Here is a 25,714-nt window from a genome sequence, read left to right on the forward strand (position 1 = left end):
GGTACTGGTGCGGGCGCGCCGGCGGCAGATCAGCGCGGTGTGAGTCGCCCTCAAGATGGTGATAATAACGGAAGTGCGATCGTTGATATTGGCGCTTATGAATTTAACCCTACAGTCACGCCCACCCCAACTCCCACCCCAACTCCCACACCGACTCCGACGCCGACTCCAACTCCCACTCCGACTCCAACTCCGACTCCCACACCGGAACCGACTCCCACGCCCACACCCGAACCGACTCCGACTCCCACACCCGAACCAACTCCGACTCCCACACCCGAACCAACTCCCACGCCCACACCCGAACCGACTCCCACGCCCACACCCGAACCGACACCAACTCCCACGCCAACTCCGGTATTAGATGATTGCCTACTCGATAGCCTCAACCCTCCGCAACTAGATCCGGCCACCATCACCCCCAACCCCGTCCAACAAACTATCAACGGCGGCGACACTACCGACTTCATCATGGGCGGTGTCATCAACGATTCAATTAACGGACTTATCGGCAACGATACTCTCTACGGCATGGGCGGCAATGACAACATTGACGGCGGCGCCGATAACGACTCCATCTTCGGCAATGAAGGCAGCGATTTCATCTCTGGCGACGCTGGCAACGATACCATCTACGCTGGCAAGGATAATGACACTGTTGTCGGTGGTGAGGGCGACGACTTGTTGAGGGGAGATTTAGGAAATGATACAGTTGCCGGCGGCCTTGGCAACGACAGCATTTTCGGCGGCAAAGATGACGATATCTTACTCGGTGAAGATGGCGACGACTACATTTTAGGCAACTTAGGAAATGACACAATTAATGCTGGAAACGGCAACGATATTGCCTTTGGCAATGAAGGTGCAGACCTGATTTTTGGCGACATCGGTAACGATACCCTGTACGGCGGCAAAGAAAACGACAGTCTCGATGGCGGTGAGGGCAACGACTTGCTGTTAGGAGGCAATGAAAACGATGTGATCTGTGGCGACATTGGTAACGATACCCTGTACGGCGGCAAAGGTAATGATATCCTCAGTGGTGGCAGCGGTGCCGATTTCCTTTCCGGGGATGTTGGGGACGATACTTTGACTGGTGGTTCGGGAAATGATGTGTTTTTCCTCAATCAAAGTTCGGGTAGCGACACCATTAATGATTTCCGCAAGGGAGAGGATTTAATTGGGTTGAATTCTGGTTTGAGTTTTAATCAACTCAGTATTACTTCCAGCAACAATCAAACTTTGATTACTGTGACGGATACCAATCAATTGTTGGCGAAGCTTAACAATATTACCCCCGGTATTCTCACCGCTAGCGATTTTATTACTCTGTAGTTATTAAGCTGTCGCGCATCATTTGTGAATTTCTTACTCCCTCCCCGGGGCTTCGGGGAGGGTTGGGGAGGGGTAAAAAATTTACGAATCATTTAGGATTGCTATAAAGCGGACTTGATATTATTTCCTTCCAATACCATCGCACAACAAACGATCGCCATTCTCCACCATCGCATTCGTCCGCAGATAATCGCGCACGCGATCGCAACCATCAGCCAACAAATCCACTTTCAAAACTCGCTCCACATCCCACAAAATCAGCGTATTATCCTCACTAACAGAAGCCACAAATAACCCATCCCCACTATAAGCTACCCCCCGAATCGCCGCAGAGTTACCTCTAAGCGTTGTTAATTCCGTACCGTCAAGCTTCCACAATTTCACCGTATTGTCTACACTACCAGAAGCAATAATATTACCATCCGGGCTAAACGCCACCCCCCATACCGCGGCCAGATGACCTTCCAGAGTTCTCAGTAACTTACCATCCACAGTCCAAAGCTTAATCGTATTGTCCCCGCTGCCAGAAGCCAGAAATTTACCGTCAGGGCTAAACGCCACCCTCCACACCGCAGCAGTATGACCTTGAAAAGTTCTCACCAAAGTACCATCAAGCTTCCACAACTTCACAGTACCATCCCCCCCTGCCGAGGCAATTAGCTGACCGTTTGGGCTAAATACCACCTGCCAAACAGGAGCATGATGTCCTGTCATAGTATGCAATAAAGTACCATCTGGCCGCCAAAGCTTGATAGTATTATCTTGACTTCCAGAAGCAATAATTTGACCGTTTGGACTGAAAGCTAATGTAAAAACCGTAGCGTTATGACCTACCAAATTTGCGATCGCTTTTCCGTTTCGAGTCCAGATATTCACCTTATTATCATTTCTGCCAGAAGCAATTAACTTGCCATCGCCACTCAGGGAAACAGCATAAATCGCAGCATTTTCTACAGTGAAAGTCCTCAACAATTTGCCTTGCCGACTCCAAAGCTTAGTCGTGCCATCCTCGCTGCCTGTAGCAATTGTAGAACTATCCGAACTCAGTGCGATCGCCCAAATCCCCGCTTTATGTGCAGTAATCATCGTCCGCAATGGGTTTTGACTCTGCCACAGCCTCACCGTGTTTTCTGCACCCGCCGAAGCAATAAAACTACCGTCCGGGCTCCAAGCTATCCCCCAAATCGCAGCAGTGTGACCTCTCAATTTCGTCCGTTCTGTTCCGTCAACATTCCAGAGTTTTACAGTTTGATCCCGACTTGCAGAAGCAAGAGTCTGACCATCTGGACTGAAAACAACTCCCGATATTACAGCAGAATGACCTTCAAGCGTTCTAAGCAAAGTACCGTTTTTGTTCCAGAGTTTCACCGTTTTGTCTCCACTTCCCGAAGCCACAATCTGACCGTCTGGACTAAACGCTGCTGCAGATACCACAGAAGTATGACCCCGGAGAGTTCTTAACAGTTTGCCGTCTTTGTTCCAGAGTTTCACCGTTTTGTCTCCACTTGCCGTAACAATAGTCTGACCGTCTGGACTGAAAGCCACTGAGGGTACCCCAGCAGTATGACCCTGGAGAGTTCGTAGGGGCAGTGCCCCCGTGCCTGCCCCGTCTTTATTCCAGAGTTTCACCGTGTTGTCCATGCTGGCAGAGGCAATAGTTTGACCATCGGGACTAAACGCCACTGTCCAGATACCAGCAGTATGACCCTGAAAAGTTCGTAGGGGCAGTGCCGCCGTGCCTGCCCTATCCAGTTTCCAAAGTTTTACAGTTCCATCATCACTTCCAGAAGCAAGAAACTGACCGTCCGGGCTAAATTTGACAGATCGAACGATCGCCTGATGACCTTTGAGTGTTGCTATTTCCGTTCCGTCCCGCCGCCACACTTTAATAGTTTTATCCACACTTGTTGAAGCAATAAACTTACTGTCTGGACTAATGTCAACTCCGAGAACAGCCGCTTGATGTCCCGATAAACGGTTATATTCATCGCCTTCATAAACCGCTTGACGCAATACATTGATAACTGGATTTTCAATATTTTTATCTGTGTTGCCTAAGTTTTGTAATCGGCGCTTAGCTTTAATTGCTTCTATTAGTGCATCCAATCTGCGATTAGAGGCAAACAATCCCTCAGATGAAGAAACCAGGGCTTTAATTTCACTAACCCGAGCTTCGCGCTCACTAATAACGGCTCGGCGATACTGAAAATAACTTGTTACTCCTAAAGCACAGGCAAGCAGCAGTGCCATACTCACAGAAAATAGTAAGTTTCTCTGTCGTTTCGCTGCTTTTTTTTCTTGAATTAATCGCATTTGTTCCTCTGCCAGTCGCGCTTCCACTTCTTTGGTGCGTTCGGCTTCTAAAGCTTGTTGAACTTCTCGCCTATCTAGTTCGGCACTAGCAGCTAAGAACTGATAGTCAAGGTTACTCAAGCTTTTTTCCTGCGCCCAGATTTGACCATCTTTTAAGGCTTGTCCCCGCAACAGTCGGGAAAAATCTGTTTGTTGTGAAGCAACCCAAGCATCGAAGGTTTGCGAGTAGGGGCGCAGTTGCCCTAATTGCTTCTCTACCCATTCCAGATTAAAAACTTCAGCATAAACCCTGTTTCTCACCTGTAAATAACCATTTTTTTTAACAACTAATCCAGATAATAATAGTTCAATTTGTTCTGGTGAATCATCAGTTGATACCCCTCCCGCTTTTGTGATCAAAGGTAGAAATTTTTCATTTCCTTGTAGGGGCAATTTTCCTGTAGTTGCTCTATAAAGATTTGGGTCAGGCACGGGGGTACTGCCCCTATAGTCGATTTCTTCAAAGTCCCACAAAGAAACATATTCGCTGGCTAAGGGGGGCTTAGATTGTAAAATTTGCTGGTAGATGCCGAGTAATCGGCCCGCGCGTTGTTCGTTGCGAATAATCCGCTCTTTTATGGTTTTTAAATGTTCCGGCTCATCCTGAGATTCCCATTTATTAATGATATTTTCTCGCACTAAACGCTCTACCCAAAACTCTTCTGTTCCTGCTGGAATTGTTACTACTTTTGGCGGTGTAGTTTGAGTTGCTATGTAGGCTATATAGCAGAGTTTTTGCGTCAAAAATGGCTGCCCAGAAGTCCAAGCCAATATCTGTTTGAGAATAGCTTGATAATTATTGACTACACTTGCCAATCCCGCCGCTAATGGCTGGGCTTCTTCTAGTTCAAAACCTCGTAAATTTATCGCTCGACCAATATTAAAAGGAGTTCGTTTTTTATCAAAAGTTAAATCGCTCGGTGTTGCTACTCCAAAAATTGCAAAAGTAATGCGCTTATATTCAGGATTAATTGAGCGTTGATTATAGCAAAAGCGAATTAGAGCGAAAAAATCATCAACCGGGAAATCTAGACTGAGAACACTGTCAATTTCATCAATAAATATAATAATTTCTTGTTCAGGAAACTTGGCTAACAAAATATCTTCAATAAAATGACTCAATCTTTGCAGAAATGATACATCTTCTTCATCACGCCACCAGGTTTTTAAGTTAACTTGCCCTAAAAGATTGAAGCCGCGCCACAGTTCCCCAATCATGCCTTTATACCACTGTAAAGGAGTGATATTTTCACTGCCAATACGGGTCATATCGATCGTGCTGCAGAGGAAATTTTCTGCTTGCAATCGGTGCAGGGTGCGGACTAATAGGGAAGATTTGCCCATTTGCCTAGAATTGAGGACATAACAAAATTCGCCTGCTTTTAAGGCTTCATATAGTTCGGAATCTGCTTGTCTTACTACGTAGGTAGGTGCATTATTAGCAAGGCTGCCGCCGATTTGGTATTGGTAATTATTCATGTTTTTGAGTTCATGGTTTCTGAGACTTTAACGATCGCCCACTCGATCGCACAAATGTCTATCCTCCTCCTTGACTTCAGCATTAGTTCGCAAATAATCCCCCACACGATCGCACGCATAACCCAGTTCATCCAGTTTGAGAATACGCTCTAGATCCCATAAAATCACCGTGCGATCGTCCCCGGCGGAGGCAATGAGTTTACCATCGGGACTAAACGCAACTCCCCAAACGTTCCCTTCATGTCCGGTTAGCGTCGTGATTTCTGTCCCGTCGGTTTTCCAAAGTTTGAGTGCGCCAGTTGAGCCTCCCCCCACCAGCATTTGACCGTCAGGACTGAAATCAACCGCCATCATGCCTCTAGTATTTCCCTTGAGGGTTTTGAGCAACGCGCCATCACTCGTCCAGAGTTTAATCGTGTCATCCCTGCTGGCAGTTGCCAAAGTGCGACCGTCTGGACTGATGGCAACTTCCCAAACAGGGCTGCGATGACCCTTTAGGGTCTTGGAAAACCTACCGTCAAGACTCCACAACCGAGCAGTGCTGTCGCTACTAGCTGAAAGCAGCCTCTGCCCGTCAGGGGTAAAGTCCACATCGTAAACCCTGGCCCGATGCCCTGTGAAAGTTCGTAGGGGCGGTGCCCCCGTGCCCGCCGTGCCGTCCTTGTTCCACAGTTTCACGGTTTTATCGTTGCTAGCAGAAGCCATTAGCTGACCATCTGGACTTGGGGAGATATCCCAAACTCCAGCTTCATGACCTGTTATGGTTTTCAGCAGCGTCCCGTCGAACTGCCAGAATTTAATTGTTTTATCTTCACTAGCGGTAGCAAGGAAAGGTGCGATCGCAGGATTGGCAAAGTTAGTACCAGAAAGGAAAGCAACGGAGCGAACGGCAGTCTCGTTTCCGGCAAAAGACTTCAGCAACGTGCCGTCTCGCGCCCACAATTTGAAACTGCCATCGGAAGAAGCGGAAGCTAGCATCTGACCTTCGGGGGAGAAATCCACATCCCAAATCGTGCCGCCATGTCCGTAAAGAACTTTCGAGAAGGGGTTTGTCGGGTTCCAGAGTCGGGCGGTATTGTCGTCGCTAGCGGAGACAACCATTTGACTGTTGGGAATAAAGGTCACGCCTCGAATTCCAGATTGATGCCCTTTGAGGACTTTCAACAGCGTCCCGTCCGGCTTCCAGAGGTTGATATTTTGGTCGGCGCTGGCGGAAGCAATCACATCGCCTGCTGTACTGACAGCGACTTCAAACACTTCCGAACTGTGACCGCTAAGAGTAAGTAGGGGCTGTGCCCCCGTGCCTGCCCTTCCGTCTGGTTGCCAGAGTTTGACAGTGTTGTCAGCGCTGGCAGAGATAATGGCGGGACGCTTGGTGCCGCTATTGTCTGCAAGTAAAGCGAACTCAACATCCCAAACGGTGGCGCTGTGACCTTCCAGAGTGTTCACCAGTTCGCCATCTAGAGTCCAGACCTTGACCGTATTATCTGTGCTGCTAGAGGCGAGGAGGTTTCCATCCGGGCTAAAGGCAACACCCCAAACTGCACCTTGATGTCCGCTCAGGGTTTTGAGCGGTTTGCCATCAACGCTCCACAGGCGAATGGTGCTGTCTTCACTCGCGGAGGCGATGCGCTCACCGTCTGGACTCACGGCGATCGCCCAGATCGCAGCCTTGTGTCCCTGAAAGGTTTTGAGCAGTTTGCCTTCCCGACTCCACAGATAAATGTTGCCGTCCACGCTGGATGTTACCAGGCGCTGGCTGTTGGGAGTAAAACGGAGGGCGTAGACGCTGCTGATTGTGTGTTGGAGAGTGTGCAGCAAGGTACCATCCCGTTGCCACACCTTGGCTGTTTGGTCGCCGCCTCCGGTGGCGATGAGTTGACCGTCTGGGCTGACATCAACTGCCAGAACCGGGCTGGAATGCCCCAACAGGCGATTGAATTCTGCCGTTCCATAGATGGCTTGTTGCAGCACTTGTTGAACTTGAGATGGCAACTGGGGGCTGGAATTAGCTAGGCTGTCGATCCTGCGTCTGGCTTTGATGGCACTCACGAGGGCATCTAATCGCTGTTGGGAGGCGAATTGCCCTGCGGATGAGGAAGTGAGGGCTTGAACTTCGCTGATGCGGGCTTGCTGTTCGCTGGTGATGGCGTAATGATATTGCCAGAGGGCGAGAATGCCAAAGGCGATCGCAACTATTAGCGCTCCGCTGAGCGCCCCAAGAAATCTTCGCTGCCGTTTTGCTGTCTCTCGCTCTAAAACTAACCGCTTGCGTTCTTCTGTGAGTCTGGCTTCAACTTCTCTGAGCCTCGCTGCTTCCAGCGCTTGCTGCACTTCCAGCCTGTCTAATTCAACAGAAGCGGCTAAAAAGTGATAATCCAAATCGCTCAAACTTTTTCCCTGGGCCCAGTAGGAAGCGTCTTTTAACGATTGTCCGCGCAACAATCGCGATTCATCGGTTTGTTTTGAAGCGATCCAAGCGTTGAAAGCTTGGGAATAAGGGCGCAGTTGCCCTAACTGTTTTTCTACCCATTCCAGGTTAAAGATTTCTTGATAAATCGGGTTTCTTACCTTCAACAGACCTTGTTTTTTTACTACCAAACCCGATAGCAGCAGTTCGATCTGCTCTCGACTGTCATCCGCTTCAACTTCACCACATTGTAAGAGGTTTTGATAGATACCTAAGCTACGTGCAGTGACTTGTTTGTTGCCAATTATGCGATCGCGAATTGTCTTTAAATGCTCAGGCTCATCTTGCGATTCCCATTTATTGATGATGTTTTCTGTCACCAAGGATTCCACAAAAAATCCCTCTGTTCCCGGTGGAATTTTTAAATCCCCCGTGTGGGCTTTACCCGCCAATTTTACTACTAATTCACATATTTTTTGCGTTAAAAATGGCTGTCCTCCCGTCCAATATAAGATTTGTTTGAGAACTGCCTGCGGATTGGCTAGGACATTTTCTAACCCTTGCACTAATGGTTGGGCTTCTTCTAAGTTAAATCCTGACAAATCGATCGATTGTCCGATATTAAAAGGTGTCCGATTTTTATCGGCGATTAAATCGCTGGGTGTAGCTACTCCGAAAATTACGAAGGTAATCCGGTTGTATGAGGGATTGAGGGCTCGTTGGTTGTAACAATAACGAATCAAGGCGAAAAAGTCATCGACGGGAAAATCTAAGCCTAAAATACTATCAATCTCATCGACAAATATAAAAATTCGCTCATTGGGAAATTTGACTAATAAAATTTCTTCAATAAATTGACTCAATCTTTGCAGGAGAGAAACTTCTTCTTGTTCTTGCCACCAGGTTTTTAAATTAACTTTGCCTACAAGATGGAAACTGCGCCACAAATCCCCAACGATTCCTTTATACCATTGTAAGGGAGTAATGTTTTCGCTACCGATGCGGGTCATGTCGATCGTGCTGCATTGAAATCCTTCGGCTTGCAATCGATGGAAGGTGCGAACGAGAAGGGAAGATTTGCCCATTTGCCGCGAATTGAGAATGTAGCAAAACTCGCCTCGTTTTAAGGCTTGATAAAGTTCGATATCTGCTTGTCGTTCGACATAGGTAGGCGCATCAGTTGTGAGACTGCCACCAATTTGATAATAGTAATCTTTCATAATTGATAGTTAATTGTTTCGGATAATTTAGCGATCGCCCTCTGCATCGCACAAATGTCTATCCTCCTCCTTCACATCGGCATTCGTCCGCAAATAATCTCGCACGCGATCGCATCCAGAGGCTAGTACCCGATCTAACTCTACACTCTGCTCTAAATTCCAGAGAATTACTGTTTTATCCTCTGAAGCAGAAGCAAGAGTTTTGCCGTCAGAACTAAAAACTAAAGACCCCACCCGTCCGTTATGTCCAATTAAAGTAGTAATCTCATTGCCGTCACGTTGCCAAAGTTTAATCATACCGTCACTACCCCCTGTAGCGATCGTTTTATTGTCAGGACTAAAAGCCACACTCCAAATTCCAGAAAGATGTCCCTTGAGAGTGTGTAGCAACTTACCATCACGACTCCAAAGTTTAGCCGTTTTGTCATCACTCGCCGAAACAATCACCTCGCCGTCCGGGCTGAAAGCTACACCAAAAACTAAACTACTGTGACCTTGAAGGGTCTTAATTAACCTACCATCAAGCCGCCAAAGCTTAACTGTCTTATCTCCACTTGTTGAAGCAATAACCTTCCCGTCAGGACTAAAAGCTACCCCCCAAACCCCAGCTTTATGTCCTCTGAGGGTAGTCAATTTGGTTCCGTCTAACTGCCAAAGTTTGACTGTTCTATCCCCACTGGAAGAAGCTATGATTTTGCCGTCAGGACTAAAAACAACTCTCCTCATATCAACTCCTCCTGGGAGAGTCTTCAATAAAGTGCCATCAGCACTCCAAAGTTTAACTGATTTGTCTGCACTAGCTACAGCAATAATTTTGCTATCGGGACTGATATCAACACCACTAAACGCAGAGTTTCGCCCCTCAAATCGCCTCAGTAACTTACGGTTTCTGTGCCAAAGGAAAACCTCGTTTCCACTTGATGAAACAACTAATCTTTGATTTTTGCTTAAAGCTACTCCCCAAACGCCAGCAGTATGTCTCCGTAGAATTGTCAGCAAGGAATTACTGAATTTCCAGAGTTTAACAGTGCCATCAAAAGAAGTCGATGCGAGATATTCGCCATTGTGACTAAATGAAAGATCGCTAATTGCGCTGCCATGTGCTTTGATCGTGGTGAGTAAGGTGCCGTCAATGTTCCAGAGTTTGAGTATTTGGTTATCAGAACCAGAGGCGATCGTTTCTCCATCGGGGCTAAAAGCTATTGCCTGAACTCCTGCCTCATGGGCGGCAATTGTTCTTAACAAAGTGCCGTCACGGTGCCAGAGTTTAATAGTACCGTCTCCAGTGCCCGCAGCGATCGCCTTACCATCAGGACTAAAGGTAATGGATAAAACAGGAGATTCATTTTGTGAAAGCGTTTTGAGCAAGGTGCCATCACGCCGCCAGATTTTCACAGTGCTATCTTCAGAAGCGGAGGCAATTAACTCTCCATCTGGGCTAAAAACTGCTTTCCTGACTACGCCAAGATGCCCTGTTAATGTCTTGAATAATGTGCCATTGCGCCGCCAAAGTTTCACCGTACTATCTTGGGAAGCTGAGACAATTAATTCTCCATCTTGGCTAAACTTGACGCTGTAAATTGGAGCTTTATGTCCTGTGAGGGTGTGTAAAGGTAGTGCTGCTTTATCTATGCTACTGTTAAGCTGCCAGAGTTTAATTGTTAAGTCTCCACTCCCAGAAACGATAAGCTGACGATCGGGACTGATCGCAATTCCTAGAACGGGTGCTATATGTGCTTTAAATCTGCGAATTAATCTGCCATCTTGATGCCAAATTTGCACCTCCCCGTCGCTTGTCCCCACAGCGATCGTCTCATCATCAGGACTAATGGCTAAGGCATTCATCCAACCACTATTGCCTGAAAAACGGTTATATTCAACTGATCCATAAATTGCTCGACGTAGCGCCGATTCAACCATGCCCTTTGTCGGGCGATCTGTGCCGTTTAATAGTTGTAGTTCTTTTCGGGCTTTGAGGGCTTCTATTAAGGCATCTAACCGCTTATCTAAGGCAAATAAAGCTTCGGAATACCGCGTTATACTTTGAATTTTACCAATTTTTTCGTTGCGTTGGCTTTGAGAGGCTTGATGATATTGTGAAAAGGCGATCGCTCCCAATCCTAAAGCTAAAATTAATGCCATACTTAGTGTTACTATAAAGTGTTTTTGTCGTTTGGCATTTTTTTTCTGCTCGAACAGTCGCGCTTCAACTTCTGTTAGTCGCGCTGCTTCTAGTGCTTGTTGCACTTCGATTCGGTCTAATTCTTCACTTTGGGATAAAAACTGATAATCTAGGTCACTTAAACTTTTTCCTCGCGCCCAATTTTGAGCGTCTTTCAATGCTTGTCCCCGCAATAGGCGCGATTTATCTTGTTGTTTTGCCGCCCACCACGCATCTAAGTTTTGCGAGTAAGGACGTAGTAATCCTAATTTTGTTTCGATCCATTCGCTGTCAAAAACTTTTTGATAAATTCGATTTTTTACTTTCAGGAAACCTTGTTTTTTTTCTACCAAGCCACTGAGTAGCAATTCTATTTGTTCTCGACTGTCATCGGTGGGCACTGGCACGCCTTGCCAAATTTTCTGGTAAATTCCCAGCCATCTACCCATGCGTTGCTCGTTTCGCAAGATGCGATCGCGGATTGTCTTTAAATGCTCAGGTTCATCTTGCGATTCCCAGTTATTGATGATGTTTTCTCTCACCACCGATTCCACAAAAAATTCCTCGGTTCCCGGTGGGATTTTTAAATCCCCGCTGTGGGATGCGCCCGCTATTCTTACTACTAATTCACATATTTTTTGAGTTAAAAATGGCTGCCCTCCAGTCCAAGCTAAGATTTCTTTGAGAACTGCTTGCGGATTGGCTAGGACATTTTCTAACCCTTTCGCTAATGGTTGCGCTTCTTCTAAGCTAAATCCTGACAAATCGATTGCTTGTCCGATATTAAAAGGTGTCCGCTTTTTATCGGCGATTAAATCGCTGGGTGTAGCTACTCCGAAAATCGCGAAGGTAATCCGGTTGTATTCGGGATTGATGGCTCGTTGGTTGTAACAATAACGAATTAAGGCAAAAAAGTCATCGACGGGAAAATCTAAGCTTAAAATACTATCAATCTCATCGACAAATATAAAAATTCGGTCTTGAACAAAGTTTTTCAATAAAATATCTTCAATAAAATGACTCAATCTTTGCAGGAGAGAAACTTCTTCTTGTTCTTTCCACCATGTTTTTAAATTAACTTTTCCTAACAAATTGAAGCTGCGCCCCAAATCCCCAACAATTCCTTTATACCACTGTAAGGGAGTTATATTTTCGCTACCGATGCGGGTCATGTCGATCGTGCTGCATTGAAATCCTTCTGCTTGCAGTCGATGGAAGGTGCGAACGAGAAGGGAAGATTTGCCCATTTGCCGCGAATTGAGAATGTAGCAAAACTCGCCTCGTTTTAAGGCTTGATAAAGTTCGATATCTGCTTGTCGTTCGACATAGGTAGGCGCATCAGTTGTGAGACTGCCACCAATTTGGTAAGAGTAATCTTTCATAATTGATAGTTAATTGTTTCGGAGAATTTAGCGATCGCCCACTGCATCGCACAAATGTCTGTCCTCCTCCTTCACATCGGCATTTGTCCGCAAATAATCCCGCACCCAGTCGCAACCAAAAGCCAGGGGGTCTGTATTGAGAATTCGCTTCACATTCCACAAAATCGCCGTTTGGTCCATGCTGGGGGAGACAAGGAAAGTGCCGTCGGGACTAAAGGAAACTCCTGCCACCGCACCTCTATGCCCCGCGAGCGTCGTCAGCAAGATGCCGTTAGAGTTCCAGAGTTTCACGGTGTTATCCAGACTTGCCGTAGCGACGATTTCACCATCCGGGCTAAAGGAAACTCCCAGCACTGCCTGTGCGTGACCTTTAAGCGTTCTCCGTAGCAGTGTTTTGTGAGGAACTGAGATATCTGAGGTATCTAATTTCCAGAGTTTGGCAGTGCCATCTGTACTGGCTGTGGCGAGTGTCTTGCCATCGGGACTGAAACTGACCTCTAGAGTCAAAGCCTGATGGGCATCAATCGCCTGCAACAAAGTGCCATCGGGCTTCCAGATAGCGACAGTACCGCTGCTACCGACGGCGGCTAAAGCTTTTCCATCAGGGCTAAAGGCCACACTCCAGAAGGCGCTGCCATCTAGCTTCAGAGTTCGCACTAACACGCCGTTTGGCTGCCAGAGTTTTACCGTGCCGTCTGTACTTGCGGTGGCAATAATTTTACCGTCCGGACTCCAAGCAATTCCGTAAACTATACCTTTGTGGGCGTTGATTTCTCCCAGGAATCTGCCACCCTTGTGCCAGAGTTTAACTGTTTTTTCGCCCCCCACGGCCATGACTTTACCGTCAGGACTGAATGCCACAGCCCAAAGCCCTCCTTCGCCCTCCTGAAGCGTCTTCAGCAATGTGCCATCTTGCCGCCAAAGTTTCACCGTGCCGTCTGTACTTGCAGTGGCGACGATTTTTCCGTCAGGAGCGAAAGCAACAGCATAAACAGCAGCGTCGTGACCTTGCAGGGGCAACAGAAAAATGTTTTTAGGCTGCCAAAGTTTGACAGCATTTCCTAAACCCAGCGAAGCAATGAAAGTGCCGTCAGGACTGAAATCGAGATCCCACACGCCATCGCGATGCCCTGTAAAAGTTCTGAGTTCTTTGCCATCTTTGCTCCAAAATTTGATGGTTCCATCGTCGCTGGTTGTGGCGATCATCTGACCGTCGGGGCTGAAATCTACACTCTCAACGCCAGATGCGTGACCCTTAAGGGTTCGTAGGGGAGGCACTTGCGTTGGCGGGTTCCCCGACATCAGCAAAGTGCCGTGCTGTAACTCTTCGTCTGACGGGGCATGGGAGCGCCAAAGTTTAACAGTCTTATCCATGCTGGCGGAGGCAAATATCTCGCCGTCAGGACTGAACTTGACCTCCCATATCGCAGCGCTATGCCCTTGAAACGTTCTCCGTAACTTTACGGAGTCCCAGAATGCGCCGTTTTTTTTCCACAATCGGATCGTACCCTCCCCGCTTCCGCTAACGAGCATTTCCCCGTCGGGGCTAAAGCTAAGACTCCGAACCGCATCGGTGCGATCGAGAATGGTTAATAAAACCCCATTTTTGTCCCAGAGTTTAACGGTGTTATTCTCACCGGATGCGGCTAAAATCTCGCCATCTGGGCTGAACGCCAGACCCTGAAACTCGGTACTGTGTCCCTCAAGGCTGTATAAGAGTTTGGGGCCGGGCCAAGACGTTCCCTGTTGCTGCCAAACTTTAACTGTGCCATCATCACGGGCGCAAGCGAGGAGTTTACTGTCGGGGCTAAAAGCCAACCTCCATACCGTACCGTTGTGCGGAAGAGTGGCAATAAGGGTGCCATCTCGCTGCCAGAGTTTGACCGTTCTATCCATACTTGCGGAGGCAATAGTCCCAGCGTCGGGACTGATTGCTAATCTATACAGTGTCGCCTGATGTCCTGACAAGCGGTTGAACTCCGACGCTCCATAAACTGCCTGCTCTAGTAATAATTGCACGCGATTTTCTAGTTCGGGATTTGCCATACCGAGTTGTTGCAGTTTGCGCTTGGCAATGATTGCAGCGATGAGGCTGTCTAATTTTTGCTCTGTAGTAAACAAGGCTTCAGAGGAGGTGGCGATCGCTTCGATTTCGCTCAAGGTAGCATGACGATATTGCCAAAAAGCTGCTGTTCCCAGAAACAGGGCGATCGCTAATGCTAAAGAGAGTGCAGCAATAAACCACTTTTGCCGTCTGGCATTTTTTTCGATTTCTTTTAACCTTTCTGCTTCTAAGGTTAGTTGCATTTCTTGCTTGTCGAGTTCGGCGCTAGCTGCTAAAAACTGATAGTCTAAATCGCTCAAACTTTTTCCCTGCATCCAGATTTGAGCATCTTTTAAGGCTTGTCCCCTCAAAAGGCGCGAATCATCTGTTTGTTTGGCAGCGCTCCAAGCATCGAAAGATTGGGAATAAGGACGCAGTTGCCCTAAATTTTTTTCTACCCATTCTATATTAAATACTTCTTGATAAATTCGGTTTTTTACCTGCAAATAGCCTTCATTTTTTACCACTAAACCGGATAGTAATAGTTCGATTTGGTCTCGGCTGTCATCGGTTGGTACTTCCACACCTTGTAATATTCGCTGGTAAATACTGAGCAATCTTCCGGCGCGTTGTTCGTTTCTCAGGATGCGATCGCCTATCGTTTTCAAATGCTCCGGTTCGTCTTGCGATTCCCATTTATCGATGATTTGCGATCGCACCAAACTATCTACCCAAAATGCCTCGTTTCCAGGGGGAATATTTACTAATCCGCCTGCCGTTTCAAGGCTGGATATATACGCCAAATAGCAAATTTTATGGGTGAGAAATGGCTGTCCTGAAGTCCAAGCTAATATTTGTTTGAGAACGGCATGAGGATTACTGACGGCACTCTCTAATCCCTTAACTAATAGTTGGGCTTCCTGCAGTTCAAAACCCTGCAAATCTATAGCATGACCGATATTAAAAGGAGTTCGCTTTTTGTCAGCAATTAAATCGCTTGGCGTCGCTACTCCAAAAATTGCAAAAGTAATGCGGTTATACTCTGGATTAATCGCTCGCTGATTGTAGCAAAACCGAATCAGAGCAAAAAAATCATCTACAGCGAAATCCAAACTGAGAATGCTATCGATTTCATCGATGAATATAAAGATGCGATCTTCAGGAAAATTTACCAGAACGATATCTTCAATAAAATGACTCAATCTTTGCGAAAATGAGACCTCTTCTTCGTCGCGCCACCATGTTTTTAAATTAACTTTTCCTAACAAATTGAAGCTGCGCCCCAAATCCCCAACAATTCCTTTATACCACTGTAAGGGAGTTATATTTTCGCTACCGATGCGGGTCATGTCGATCGTGCTGCATTGAAATCCTTCTGCTTGCAGTCGGTGCAGGGTACGGACTAAGAGAGAAGATTTGCCCATTTGCCGGGAGTTAAGCACGTAACAAAATTCGCCAGCTTTTAAGGCTTCATAAAGTTCGGAATCTGCTTGCCGCACTACGTATGTAGGCGCATCACTGGCGAGACTGCCACCAATTTGGTATGTTACCTGGGTCATGCGGTTTATGGGTGCGTTTAAAGGTGAAAGTTTATGATAAAAAGAGGCAGTCTGATTGTTATTTTTTCACAGCCGTACTTCATTATAATCGTTCCTTAAAATTTACGCTTCCAGAGAAGCTTATTTAAGAATAATATTGACAAAGTAAGAATTGGAAGTTATTAGACCTCTTGCAAAAATCCTTTCATCAATTAATGGGACGGGCTCTCCGGCCCGTCCCACAAGAGTTATTTTTTCTTGTGGGATGGGCCGGAGAGCCCGTCCTAATTATTTTTGCAAGAGGTCTATTATAAAATGCAGCCTAATTTTGTAAAGTTATATTAATATTGAAATTAACAGCAAACAAGGAGAAGCAAGATGCTCATTCAAGAACAACCTGCCCAGTCTAAACAAATGACCCTAGACGAGTTTCTGGACTGGTATCCAGATGGTCAAGGTCGCTTTGAACTACATGATGGAGCCGTTATCGAAATGCAAGCAACTGGAACACACGAACAGGTGGGGGGTTTCCTAGCCCTCAAAGTAGGGGTTCAGATTGAACGTTTGTCTTTGCCCTATTTCATTCCCCGCCAAGGAATTATTAAGGCTATTGATTCTGATAAATCTGGCTACAGCCCAGATGTGATGGTGTTAGATTGGCAACAAATCGAAACGGAACCGATGTGGAAAAAGCGCTCGACTATTACCAGAGGTGAAACTATCCGTTTAGTTATCGAAATCGTGAGTACGAATTGGCAAGATGACTATTTGATAAAGTTGGCATAATATGAAAAACTGGCAATTCCTGAATACTGGATTGTCGATTATTTGGGGTTGGGGGGAAGAAGATATATTGGCAACCCCAAGCAACCAACTATTTCTGTAAACCAATTGGTTGATGGTGAGTATGTAGTTAATCAGTTTAGAGGTGCTGATGTGGTGCGATCGCTTGCTTTCCCCGATTTAAACTTAACGGCCGAACAGATTTTTCAGGTGGGCAATAACTAAATAAAGTTGTGCGAACCAAAATAGATGCGGTACAACTCGCAGCTTAGCGTACAGCGGTTGTTATCGATATGAATCAGCCCCATACTAAATAATTTAGAAGCCACTATCGGATCTAATTCCACTCCGTGTTCCGATTTTACCACTTGTTTAAGTGCAACCGCAAGTTCGGGATACTCTTGCAATGTTGCCCAGAAACTCCGCAAGTAATCTTTATAAATTCCCGCTATTGTCGGAGCTTCTTGTAGTAGTTGATCTAGCCTTACACTGTTTTGACAGAGGTGGTAAAGAGCTAGCCGCACCAGATAAGGATGTCCCCCCACCATTGCCATCAGTCGCTCGGCATCGGGGCTATCTGTCCAATCCAGTCCGTGACGCTGCGCTAAAGCAAGTATCTGCTCTTCTGTAAAATAAGGCAATTGCAGTGGCAAACCGACATTAAAAGGCGATTCAGTGAGCTTTAAAGGAATATAAATTTCTGTGGAGTGAAGAACGATTAACCGCAGTTTTCCCAAAGTTTCAATCCGCTTTGCTTCTTCATGCCAGCTTCGCAGCAGTGGCAAAAATTCTCGGGCAATTTTGGGATACTCAAAAATTCTATTTACTTCATTTAAAGCTAACACAAGAGGGGTACTTATTTCTGCTAATACATATTGTTGCAAATAGATGGTGCAGCTTACTTTGCTACCCATGTCTTCATCCCAATAATCATCTAATAGAGGTGGTAATCCTAGGTGACGGCTGATGTTGGCACAAAACCACCGTAAAAATTTATCGAGGTTGTCTAAAACAGATTCCTCGGCTTGCTGAAAATCTAAACTTACAGTTTGATAGTCCAGAGAACCCGCACGATCTAAAATCCTTAGCAGAAGGGAACTTTTTCCCATCTTCCTGGGAGCTTTAATCCGCAGCACACCTCCGGGTTTGGCAATCTCTCGGTAGGCGAGTTCTTCAATTAGCGGGTGATGGATATAAAATGGCGAACCGAGGGGCACGGGAGAGCCGGGAAATTCTAAAGGTGTTGCGAGGCATTGGCTGCGGGTAAATGCTTCAATTAATTCTCGTTCCTCTGTGGTCAGGGAACGTGATTCTACACAAGAGCGAAAATTTGATTTGCTAATAGATGTCTGCAAGATTTGAGAGAGAGATTGCCACAAGGATGAGGCGATGTTTCTCAGGTAATGCTCTCCGTAATGAGAGGTAGATGCAATACTTGTATAAGTCTTTCCTTCCCAAACTTGGCGGAGTATGATTTCTTGTACTGGATATAAATCTTTTTGTAATCGCACACGAATTAGCTGTAGTACCTCATCTATCGTCATAACTGGCAATAACCATATAAGTGTATCGTTGATATTATCACTTATGATTGAGTGTACAGCTCAGAGCGATCGCCTATTGGATTGCGACACGATACTGTCGCGACATTTTTCATGGGGTAATTGGTCAAATCGGTTAAATCTCCCCGAAGAGTATCACTGTCAATCATAAAGAATTCCCTCGCAGGGCGGGTGTATTTAACCTGTCTGCACTCTTCAAGGGTACAAGAGTGAACCAACCTCTACAAGTTTTTGAGAATGGTTCTCTTCGTTAAGTTGAATCCGTGACATCCGTTAAATCTGGTGATTTCCCCGTTGCCGGACTGATAACTGAGTGCTACAACCAAATTTCAATGGGCGCTGGCGCTCTTACTGGAAAGGAATCTGCGCTCAGTTTTTCTTTATCCTTGGCCAAAATGTCATGCCGGTGTCACAGTTGGTAGTGAAGGCAGAATTAAAAATGTGACAGTTGACTTTACTAAAGCTGAGTCGATCGATGTTAATTTAATTAATAGTAGTTTCCGATCGCTGCATTTACTCATCACAAGTGTTAAGTCCCAAAGTCTAATTATTATTTTTGTGGCGGCCAAGTTGAGATTTCTCCTATAATCACGTCTGAAAAAGATTAGCAAAAAACCGAGTTGATTAGATGCAAATGGTTCATGAAATGTTTTCAAATTATTTTATTCCTCACGGTCATTGCTACTTGTGGAAGCCTGGATTAGTGGGGCTACACGTTTTGTCCGATGGTTTGATAGCCGTCGCTTATTTTTTGATACCGATCACGCTGATTTATATTGTCAAAAAGCGGCAAGACGTGCCTTTTGACTGGGTTTTCATGCTGTTTGGCTCTTTTATTATCTGCTGCGGGATTACCCATATTATGGAAATATGGACGCTGTGGCATCCTAATTATTGGTTATCTGGCTTTCTTAAAGGGATTACGGCGCTGATTTCGCTATGTACAGCAGCAGTGCTGGTGGAACTAATCCCAAAAATCTTGGCTATCCCCAGTCCCGATCAATTGGCGGCAGCAAATTTGGCTTTACAAAATGAGATTGGCGATCGCAAACAAGCTCAAGAAGCACTCTCGGAATTAATGCTAGAATTGGAAAAACGGGTTCTGGAGAGGACGCTGGCTTTAGAATCCACTAATGAACTTTTGCTACAGGAAAATCGCGATCGCTCCTTGGCTGAAAATTCATTGCGACGCTCTGAAGCTAAACTGCTTGAACAAACTCAGCAGCTAGAGAACACTCTGCAACAACTTAAAGGCGCCCAAGCTCAACTCGTACAAAATGAAAAAATGTCGTCTTTGGGGCAAATGGTAGCTGGCGTTGCTCACGAAATCAATAACCCTGTCAATTTCATTTATGGCAATCTGATTCCTGCGGAGGAATACATTAAAGATATTTTGGCATTGATTCAGGCTTATCAAGTTTATTACCCCACTCCTGCGCCGGAAATTGCAGACAAGATTAAAACCATCGAACTCGATTTTGTTTTAAAAGACCTGCAAAAACTTTTTGGTTCGATAAAAATTGGCTCAGAGCGGATTAGGGAGATTGTGAAATCTTTACGAAGTTTCTCCCGGTTAGACGAAGCCGAGATGAAAAAAGTCAATATCCATGAAGGACTCGATAGCACTTTAATGATTTTGCAGCACCGTTTAAAAGAACAACCAAACCGTCCGCCGATTCAATTGATTAAAGAGTATGGAGACTTGCCAGAATTAGAATGCTACGCTGGGCAGCTTAACCAAGTATTTATGAATATTTGTTCTAATGCTATTGATGCTTTAGAACAGATGGCACAGCAGGGAGATTTGACCAACGGCTATTGGGAAAATAATTTATGTGATCAGTTACAAAACCCCTATTGCCCACTGCTAAAAATTCGCATCCGCACCCTTTTAGTGGATGAAAAGTGGGTGCAGATTCACATTGCTGATAATGGCACTGGCATAGATTATGATGCGATCGCTAAAATTTACGATCCATTTTATACAACGAAACCTATCGGTGCTGGTACCGGGCTGGGTTTGGCGATTTCTTATCAGATTATTCAAGCCCATGAAGGTTATTTGCGCTGCACTTCCGAGGTGGGGAGAGGTACTGAGTTTATCATTGAAATTCCGTTGCGATCGCAATGTGGCGATCGGCCCCTAGTGCAGAAGCAAGCTGTTATGAACAAGCTGGGTTGAGGCGTTAATAAATAATGCTGAATCCAGCTACAATTTTCGGTTTATTTTATTTTTTGCCTAACTGAGGCATCATCAAATCCATATTATCTGCCAATAACAAGTATTATGTGGGAATTACTCAAAAATATCTTTTCCCCAACTCAGTATATGCCTCACGGTCATTGCTATCTTTGGCAAACGCCTTTAGTGTGGCTGCACGTAACTGGGGACTTTTTAATCGCGATCGCCTACTATTCAATTCCGGCGATGCTAATTTATTTTATCTTCAAGCGGCGCGATGTTCCTTTTTTAGGAATATTTGGTTTATTTGGTGCATTTATTATTCTCTGCGGCACCGGTCACTTGATAGACATTTGGACGCTGTGGCATTCCGCTTATTGGCTGTCGGGGATTGAAAAAGGAATTACTGCACTGGTTTCCTGCTACACCGCCGCCTCGATGGTAACACTATTGCCACAGTTTTTATCTTTAAAAACTCCCCAAGAATTAGAGGCCATAAATCGCAAATTGCAGACCGAGATTGCGGTGCGTGAAGATGCTGAACTAGCGTTGCGCCACGCTTATGATGATTTAGAAATTAAAGTCCAAGAGCGCACCGCACAGTTGACAGAAATTAATGGTTATTTAGAAGCAGAAATTAGAGAAAAAATAGCTGCTGAGTCGGCTTTGCGTGAACGAGAAACTAGGTTAACAGAACAACAAACTGGCTTGCTAGAATTAGCCAAAAATTCTAGTATCTACGAGGGAAATATCGGCGAGGCTTTGAGAGAGATTACACAAATGGCAACCCGTACTCTGAATGTCGATCGGGCAAGTATTTGGTTTTATCAGGAAGATAAATCCGCAATGTCCTGTGCGGATCTTTACGAACTAACTCCCAATCAACACAGCGGCGGTGCAGAACTTAAAGTTACTGACTATCCTAGCTATTTCCAAGCTTTGAATACAGAACAGGTACTCGCAGCGGTTGATGCCAAAACCGATCCGCGCACCCTAGAATTTAGCGAATCTTATTTGAAGCCTTTAAACATCTCGTCGATGCTAGATGTTCCTATTACCCATAAAGGGCAAATTGCGGGTGTAATTTGTTTAGAACATCAGGGAACGACCAGGAATTGGACGCTCGACGAACAAAGCTTCGCTAGCTATGTGGCGCAGATCGCAGCTTTAGCAATGGAAGCTCGCGATCGCAAGCAAGCTGAGTTAAATTTGCGCTCTGTCACCGAACGCTTGCAATATTTGCTGGCGACTACTCCGGCGGTGATTTTTAGCTGCCAGTTAGGAGGAAATTATGACGTAACATTTGTAAGCGAGAACGTTTTTTCAATGATCGGCCACGAAGCGCGAGAATTTGTTGATGGTTCTCTTGATTGGCATAGCATCGTTCACCCAGAAGATCGAGAGGTTGTTAATAGTTCATTCGCTCAGATATTGGAAAAAGGAGCGATTTCCTATGAATACCGCGAACGGCACAAAGACGGTAGTTATCGCTGGATATACGATGAGGTTAAGTTGGTCAAAGATGCTGCTGGCATACCTGTGGAGTGCGTTGGTTATGGAGTAGATGTTACTGCTCGCAAACAGGCGGAAATAGCCTTGAAGCAACAAGTAAAAAGGGAGCGGCTCGTGAATGCTATTCAAGAGCGGATTCGCTCCTCTCTTAACCTAGAAGAAGTAATGACAATGGCTGTGGAAGAAATCCGGCAGTTTTTGTCAACTGATAGAACAGTTATTTACCGCTTTAATCCAGATTGGAGTGGATTTATAGCCGTCGAGTCGGTAGCTGTCGGTACGATGTCGATTTTGGGAATTGACATTAATGACCCTTGTTTTCGAGAACGCTACGTCTCTGTTTACGAGCAGGGACACCTGCGCGCGATCGACAATATTTATACGGCAGGTATTTCAGAGTGCCACGTTAATTTACTGAGCCAGTTTGACATTAAAGCTAACCTCGTGGTTCCCATTTTGCAAGGTGAAAAACTATGGGGTCTACTCATTGCTCATCACTGCCGCAGTCAAAGGCATTGGACCTCTTCTGAGATAGAATCTCTCAAGCAAATTTCCGTGCAGCTAGCAATTGCCATCAAGCAATCTACCCTTTTTGAACAAGCCAAAACAGAAATTGCCGATCGCAAATTAGCAGAAATAGCATTACAAAAAGCTGTTGTAGCTGCTGATTCAGCTAACCGTGCCAAGAGCGAATTCCTTTCTTCTATGAGCCATGAATTGCGGACTCCCCTGAATGCCATTCTCGGATTTAGTCAGGTGATGGTGCGCGATTCATCTCTCAACAATCAACACCAGCAGCACCTAGAAATTATTAATCGCGCGGGTGAACACTTGCTTGCCCTAATTAATGACATTTTGGAAATGTCCAAAATTGAAGCGGGAAGAAGTCAGCTTAATGAAAGCAGTTTTAATTTAATGCGCTTGCTAAAAACCTTAGAAGAAATGTTTCGCTTAAAAGCTAAATCTAAGAAATTGCAGCTAAATTTGGAAGTGGGTGACGGCGTACCACACTTTGTTACGGGAGATGAAGGTAAATTGCGGCAAATATTGATTAATCTTGTAGGAAATGCGATCAAGTTTACAGAGAGGGGTAGTGTTACTTTGCGAGTGAAAAATCAGGTACAAGAAAGTTTGAGAGGTGAAACCGCAGAGTCTGACACACAAGAAAGCTTGGCGGTTGAAACCGCAGCTATACAAACAAAACCCGGATGGTGCGCGGGTTCTAATCAGTCCGCGCAGGCGGAATTTGATTGTGTAGACGCGAATTCTATTCGCCCGGTATTTTTACAAAAGTCGGAATTATTTTTACGCCTTCAGTTTGAAATTGAAGATACTGGCCTTGGCATTGCCCCAGAAGAGATGAATAAGTTATTTGAGCCCTTTGAGCAAACAAAAACCGGTCAAAAGTCTCAACAGGGGACTGGATTAGGTTTACCAATTAGTCGCAAATTTGTACAAATGATGGGAGGAGATATTACTGTCAGCAGTACACCTGAGTTGGGAAGTAAGTTTGCATTTGATATTCAAATCAGCCTTGCCCCTGCCAGCGAGATTAAAATCCTTAAACCGCAGAAAAAAGTAATTGCTTTAGCACCGAATCAACCAGAATACCGAATTTTGGTTGTTGACGATCGCGCCGATAACTGCCTAGTCATAGACAGATTATTGTCACCACTGGGCCTCATCGTGCGATCGGCTAGAGATGGTCAAGAAGCTATTACTGTATGGGAGGATTGGCAACCGCACCTGATCTGGATGGATATGCAGATGCCTGTCATGGATGGCTATGAAGCCACCAGAAAAATTAAAGCTCATCCTCTCGGAAAACAAACTGTAATAGTTGCTCTTACTGCTAGCGCTTTTGAAGAGGAACGACAAACTATTTTAGGAGCAGGCTGCGATGATTTCATGCGTAAACCCTTCGAGGCAAAGATATTATTTGCGAAAATGGAAGAACTTTTAGGAGTGCGTTACATTTACGAGGAATCTGTTGATGCACCACTAGAAAATGAGAGCGAAATTAGCGGACTGACTAGCAATCAATCTGTCGAGTCACAACTCTGTCAAATGCCTCTTGAGTGGGTAGAAAAGATATCTCATGCTGCTCATGAATGTTGCGACGATAAAATTGTCAAGTTGATTGAGGAAATGCCGAGCCAGTTTGCTTTGGCAGCACAATATTTAACTACTTTGGTGCAGGATTTCCTATTTGACGATATTATAGAGATAGCGCAGTCAGCAGTTGTATCGCGGTGAAAATACCACTTTCCAACGAATCTAAACTGGGGAGCCTATTCTATGTGAACAAGGCCTAAAATTACCCCCCAATTGCCTCTTTTTATTATCTGTGTTTAGAAGATAAAATGGGAATTTATACTGTTTCGTTTGGATGGAGAGCGAATTATTAAGTGTTAAGATATTTTAGTCTGAAAAATTACCGTGAACCCTCCCATGGACAGCAATCAATATCCTACAATTCAAGCCAACATTTTAGTAGTTGATGATAAGCCCGATAATGTGCGGCTTTTATCTACAATATTGACCGAACAAGGGTATCAGGTTCGTAAAGCGCTGAACGGGCAAAGGGCGATCGCTACAGTGCAAGAGTTTCCGCCGACTCTAATTTTGCTGGACGTGATGATGCCAGAAATGAATGGATATGAGGTATGTGCAAAGTTGAAAGCTTCACCAAAAACCAGTTCAATTCCGGTAATTTTCTTAAGCGCCTTAGATGACGTTTTAGATAAGGTGAAAGCCTTTGATGTGGGAGCAGTTGACTATATTACTAAACCTTTTCATGGTAAAGAAGTATTGGCACGAGTGGCAAATCAGTTAACTATTCAAAGCCAACAACAATTACTTCAAGCGCAAACGAAGCAATTCAAAGAACTTGTAGAACGTTTGCAAAACGAAATTAAAGAACGGCAGGGGGTGGAGGTAGCTTTACGGCTTGCTCAAAAAAAGTCGGATCATTTATTGTTGAATATTTTACCCGCAGCGATTGTTGAAAATTTGAAAAAGGGCGAGGGTTCTCCGGCTCAGAGGTTTGATTCAGCAACAGTTCTTTTTGCCGATATTGTCGATTTTACGTCTATTGCTGCTAGAATGTTACCTCTAGAATTGGTAAATGTACTGAACCAGATTTTTTCAAGGTTTGACCAACTAACTGAAAAACACGGTTTGGAAAAAATTAAAACAATTGGAGATGCTTATATGGTAGCGGGGGGGTTGCCTGTGCCGAGGGCAGATCATGTAGAAGCGATCGCGAATATGGCCTTGGATATGCAGGAAGCGATCGCTGATTTTCAAACTGACAGAGGCGAACCATTTCAAATTAGGATTGGCATTCATACAGGGCCCGTAGTTGCTGGCGTAATTGGCACTAAAAAATTTATCTATGACTTGTGGGGAGATACTGTTAATGTTGCTTCTCGGATGGAATGTCAAGGCTTACCGGGATATATTCAAGTTACTACTGCTATTTACGAACTGTTAAAAGATCGGTATTTATTTGAGGAAAGAGGTGCGATCGCGATTAAAGGAAAAGGAGAGATGAGCGCCTATTGGCTAAAAGCTAAAAAAGATGATTCAGCGGTTGAAACCGATGCTTGTCAAACGAAGTCTACTCCTAGCGAACTAAGAGAGTACCCAAATACCCCACTTCTTTAAGAAGTCGGGCATTTAAATTGCATATTCAGGGCGGGCGGGACGCCCAACCCCTACTCCCCACAAGACTTGGATTGTTTTTTGACAG

Annotated in this window: 9 protein-coding genes and 1 pseudogene; 5 read left to right on the forward strand and 5 right to left on the reverse strand. The window is 45.2% G+C overall.

Annotated features, from left to right (window positions below; genetic code table 11):
- Positions 1-1,335: calcium-binding protein (locus QUA43_RS26275; protein ID WP_333377882.1), on the forward strand; the 1,335-nt coding region annotated here is incomplete at its 5' end.
- Positions 1,336-1,455: 120 nt separating this feature from the next.
- Here QUA43_RS26275 and QUA43_RS26280 read toward each other — a convergent pair.
- From QUA43_RS26280 to QUA43_RS26295, 4 genes are read right to left on the reverse strand one after another with little or no spacing between them, the layout of a single operon-like run.
- Positions 1,456-5,166, reverse strand: coding sequence for a WD40 domain-containing protein (locus QUA43_RS26280; RefSeq protein ID WP_333377885.1), 3,711 nt, complete (start codon positions 5,164-5,166; stop codon positions 1,456-1,458).
- 27 nt (positions 5,167-5,193) lie between these two features.
- A complete protein-coding gene (locus QUA43_RS26285; RefSeq protein WP_333377888.1) occupies positions 5,194-8,796 on the reverse strand; it encodes an AAA-like domain-containing protein in 3,603 nt (1,200 codons plus the stop codon).
- Positions 8,797-8,823: 27 nt separating this feature from the next.
- The gene (locus tag QUA43_RS26290; RefSeq protein ID WP_333377891.1) at positions 8,824-12,339 is read right to left on the reverse strand and encodes a WD40 domain-containing protein; all 3,516 of its coding nucleotides are present in this window, start codon (positions 12,337-12,339) and stop codon (positions 8,824-8,826) included.
- 27 nt (positions 12,340-12,366) lie between these two features.
- Complete coding sequence (locus QUA43_RS26295; protein ID WP_333377893.1) at positions 12,367-15,942, reverse strand: AAA-like domain-containing protein; 3,576 nt, start codon at positions 15,940-15,942, stop codon at positions 12,367-12,369.
- Between the two features lie 357 nt (positions 15,943-16,299).
- Between QUA43_RS26295 and QUA43_RS26300 the strand changes: the two are divergent.
- A pseudogene (locus QUA43_RS26300) lies at positions 16,300-16,929 on the forward strand (Uma2 family endonuclease).
- On the opposite strand, the gene QUA43_RS26305 reads toward QUA43_RS26300, so the two are convergent.
- A complete protein-coding gene (locus QUA43_RS26305; protein ID WP_333377895.1) occupies positions 16,926-18,248 on the reverse strand; it encodes an AAA-like domain-containing protein in 1,323 nt (440 codons plus the stop codon). The pseudogene QUA43_RS26300 and the gene QUA43_RS26305 sit on opposite strands and share 4 nt — an antisense overlap.
- 646 nt (positions 18,249-18,894) lie before the next feature.
- Here QUA43_RS26305 and QUA43_RS26310 point away from each other — a divergent pair.
- From QUA43_RS26310 to QUA43_RS26320, 3 genes are all read left to right on the forward strand, one after another.
- Complete coding sequence (locus QUA43_RS26310; protein WP_333377897.1) at positions 18,895-20,448, forward strand: ATP-binding protein; 1,554 nt, start codon at positions 18,895-18,897, stop codon at positions 20,446-20,448.
- Between the two features lie 105 nt (positions 20,449-20,553).
- On the forward strand, positions 20,554-24,216 hold the full coding sequence (locus tag QUA43_RS26315) for a GAF domain-containing protein (RefSeq protein ID WP_333377899.1): 3,663 nt from the start codon (positions 20,554-20,556) through the stop codon (positions 24,214-24,216).
- Positions 24,217-24,411: 195 nt separating this feature from the next.
- Positions 24,412-25,629: an adenylate/guanylate cyclase domain-containing protein gene (locus QUA43_RS26320; RefSeq protein WP_333377923.1), complete on the forward strand. Its 1,218-nt coding sequence runs from the start codon at positions 24,412-24,414 to the stop codon at positions 25,627-25,629.
- Positions 25,630-25,714: the final 85 nt, after the last annotated feature.

This window comes from Microcoleus sp. N9_B4 (genome assembly GCF_036701635.1).
GTDB lineage: Bacteria > Cyanobacteriota > Cyanobacteriia > Cyanobacteriales > Microcoleaceae > Microcoleus.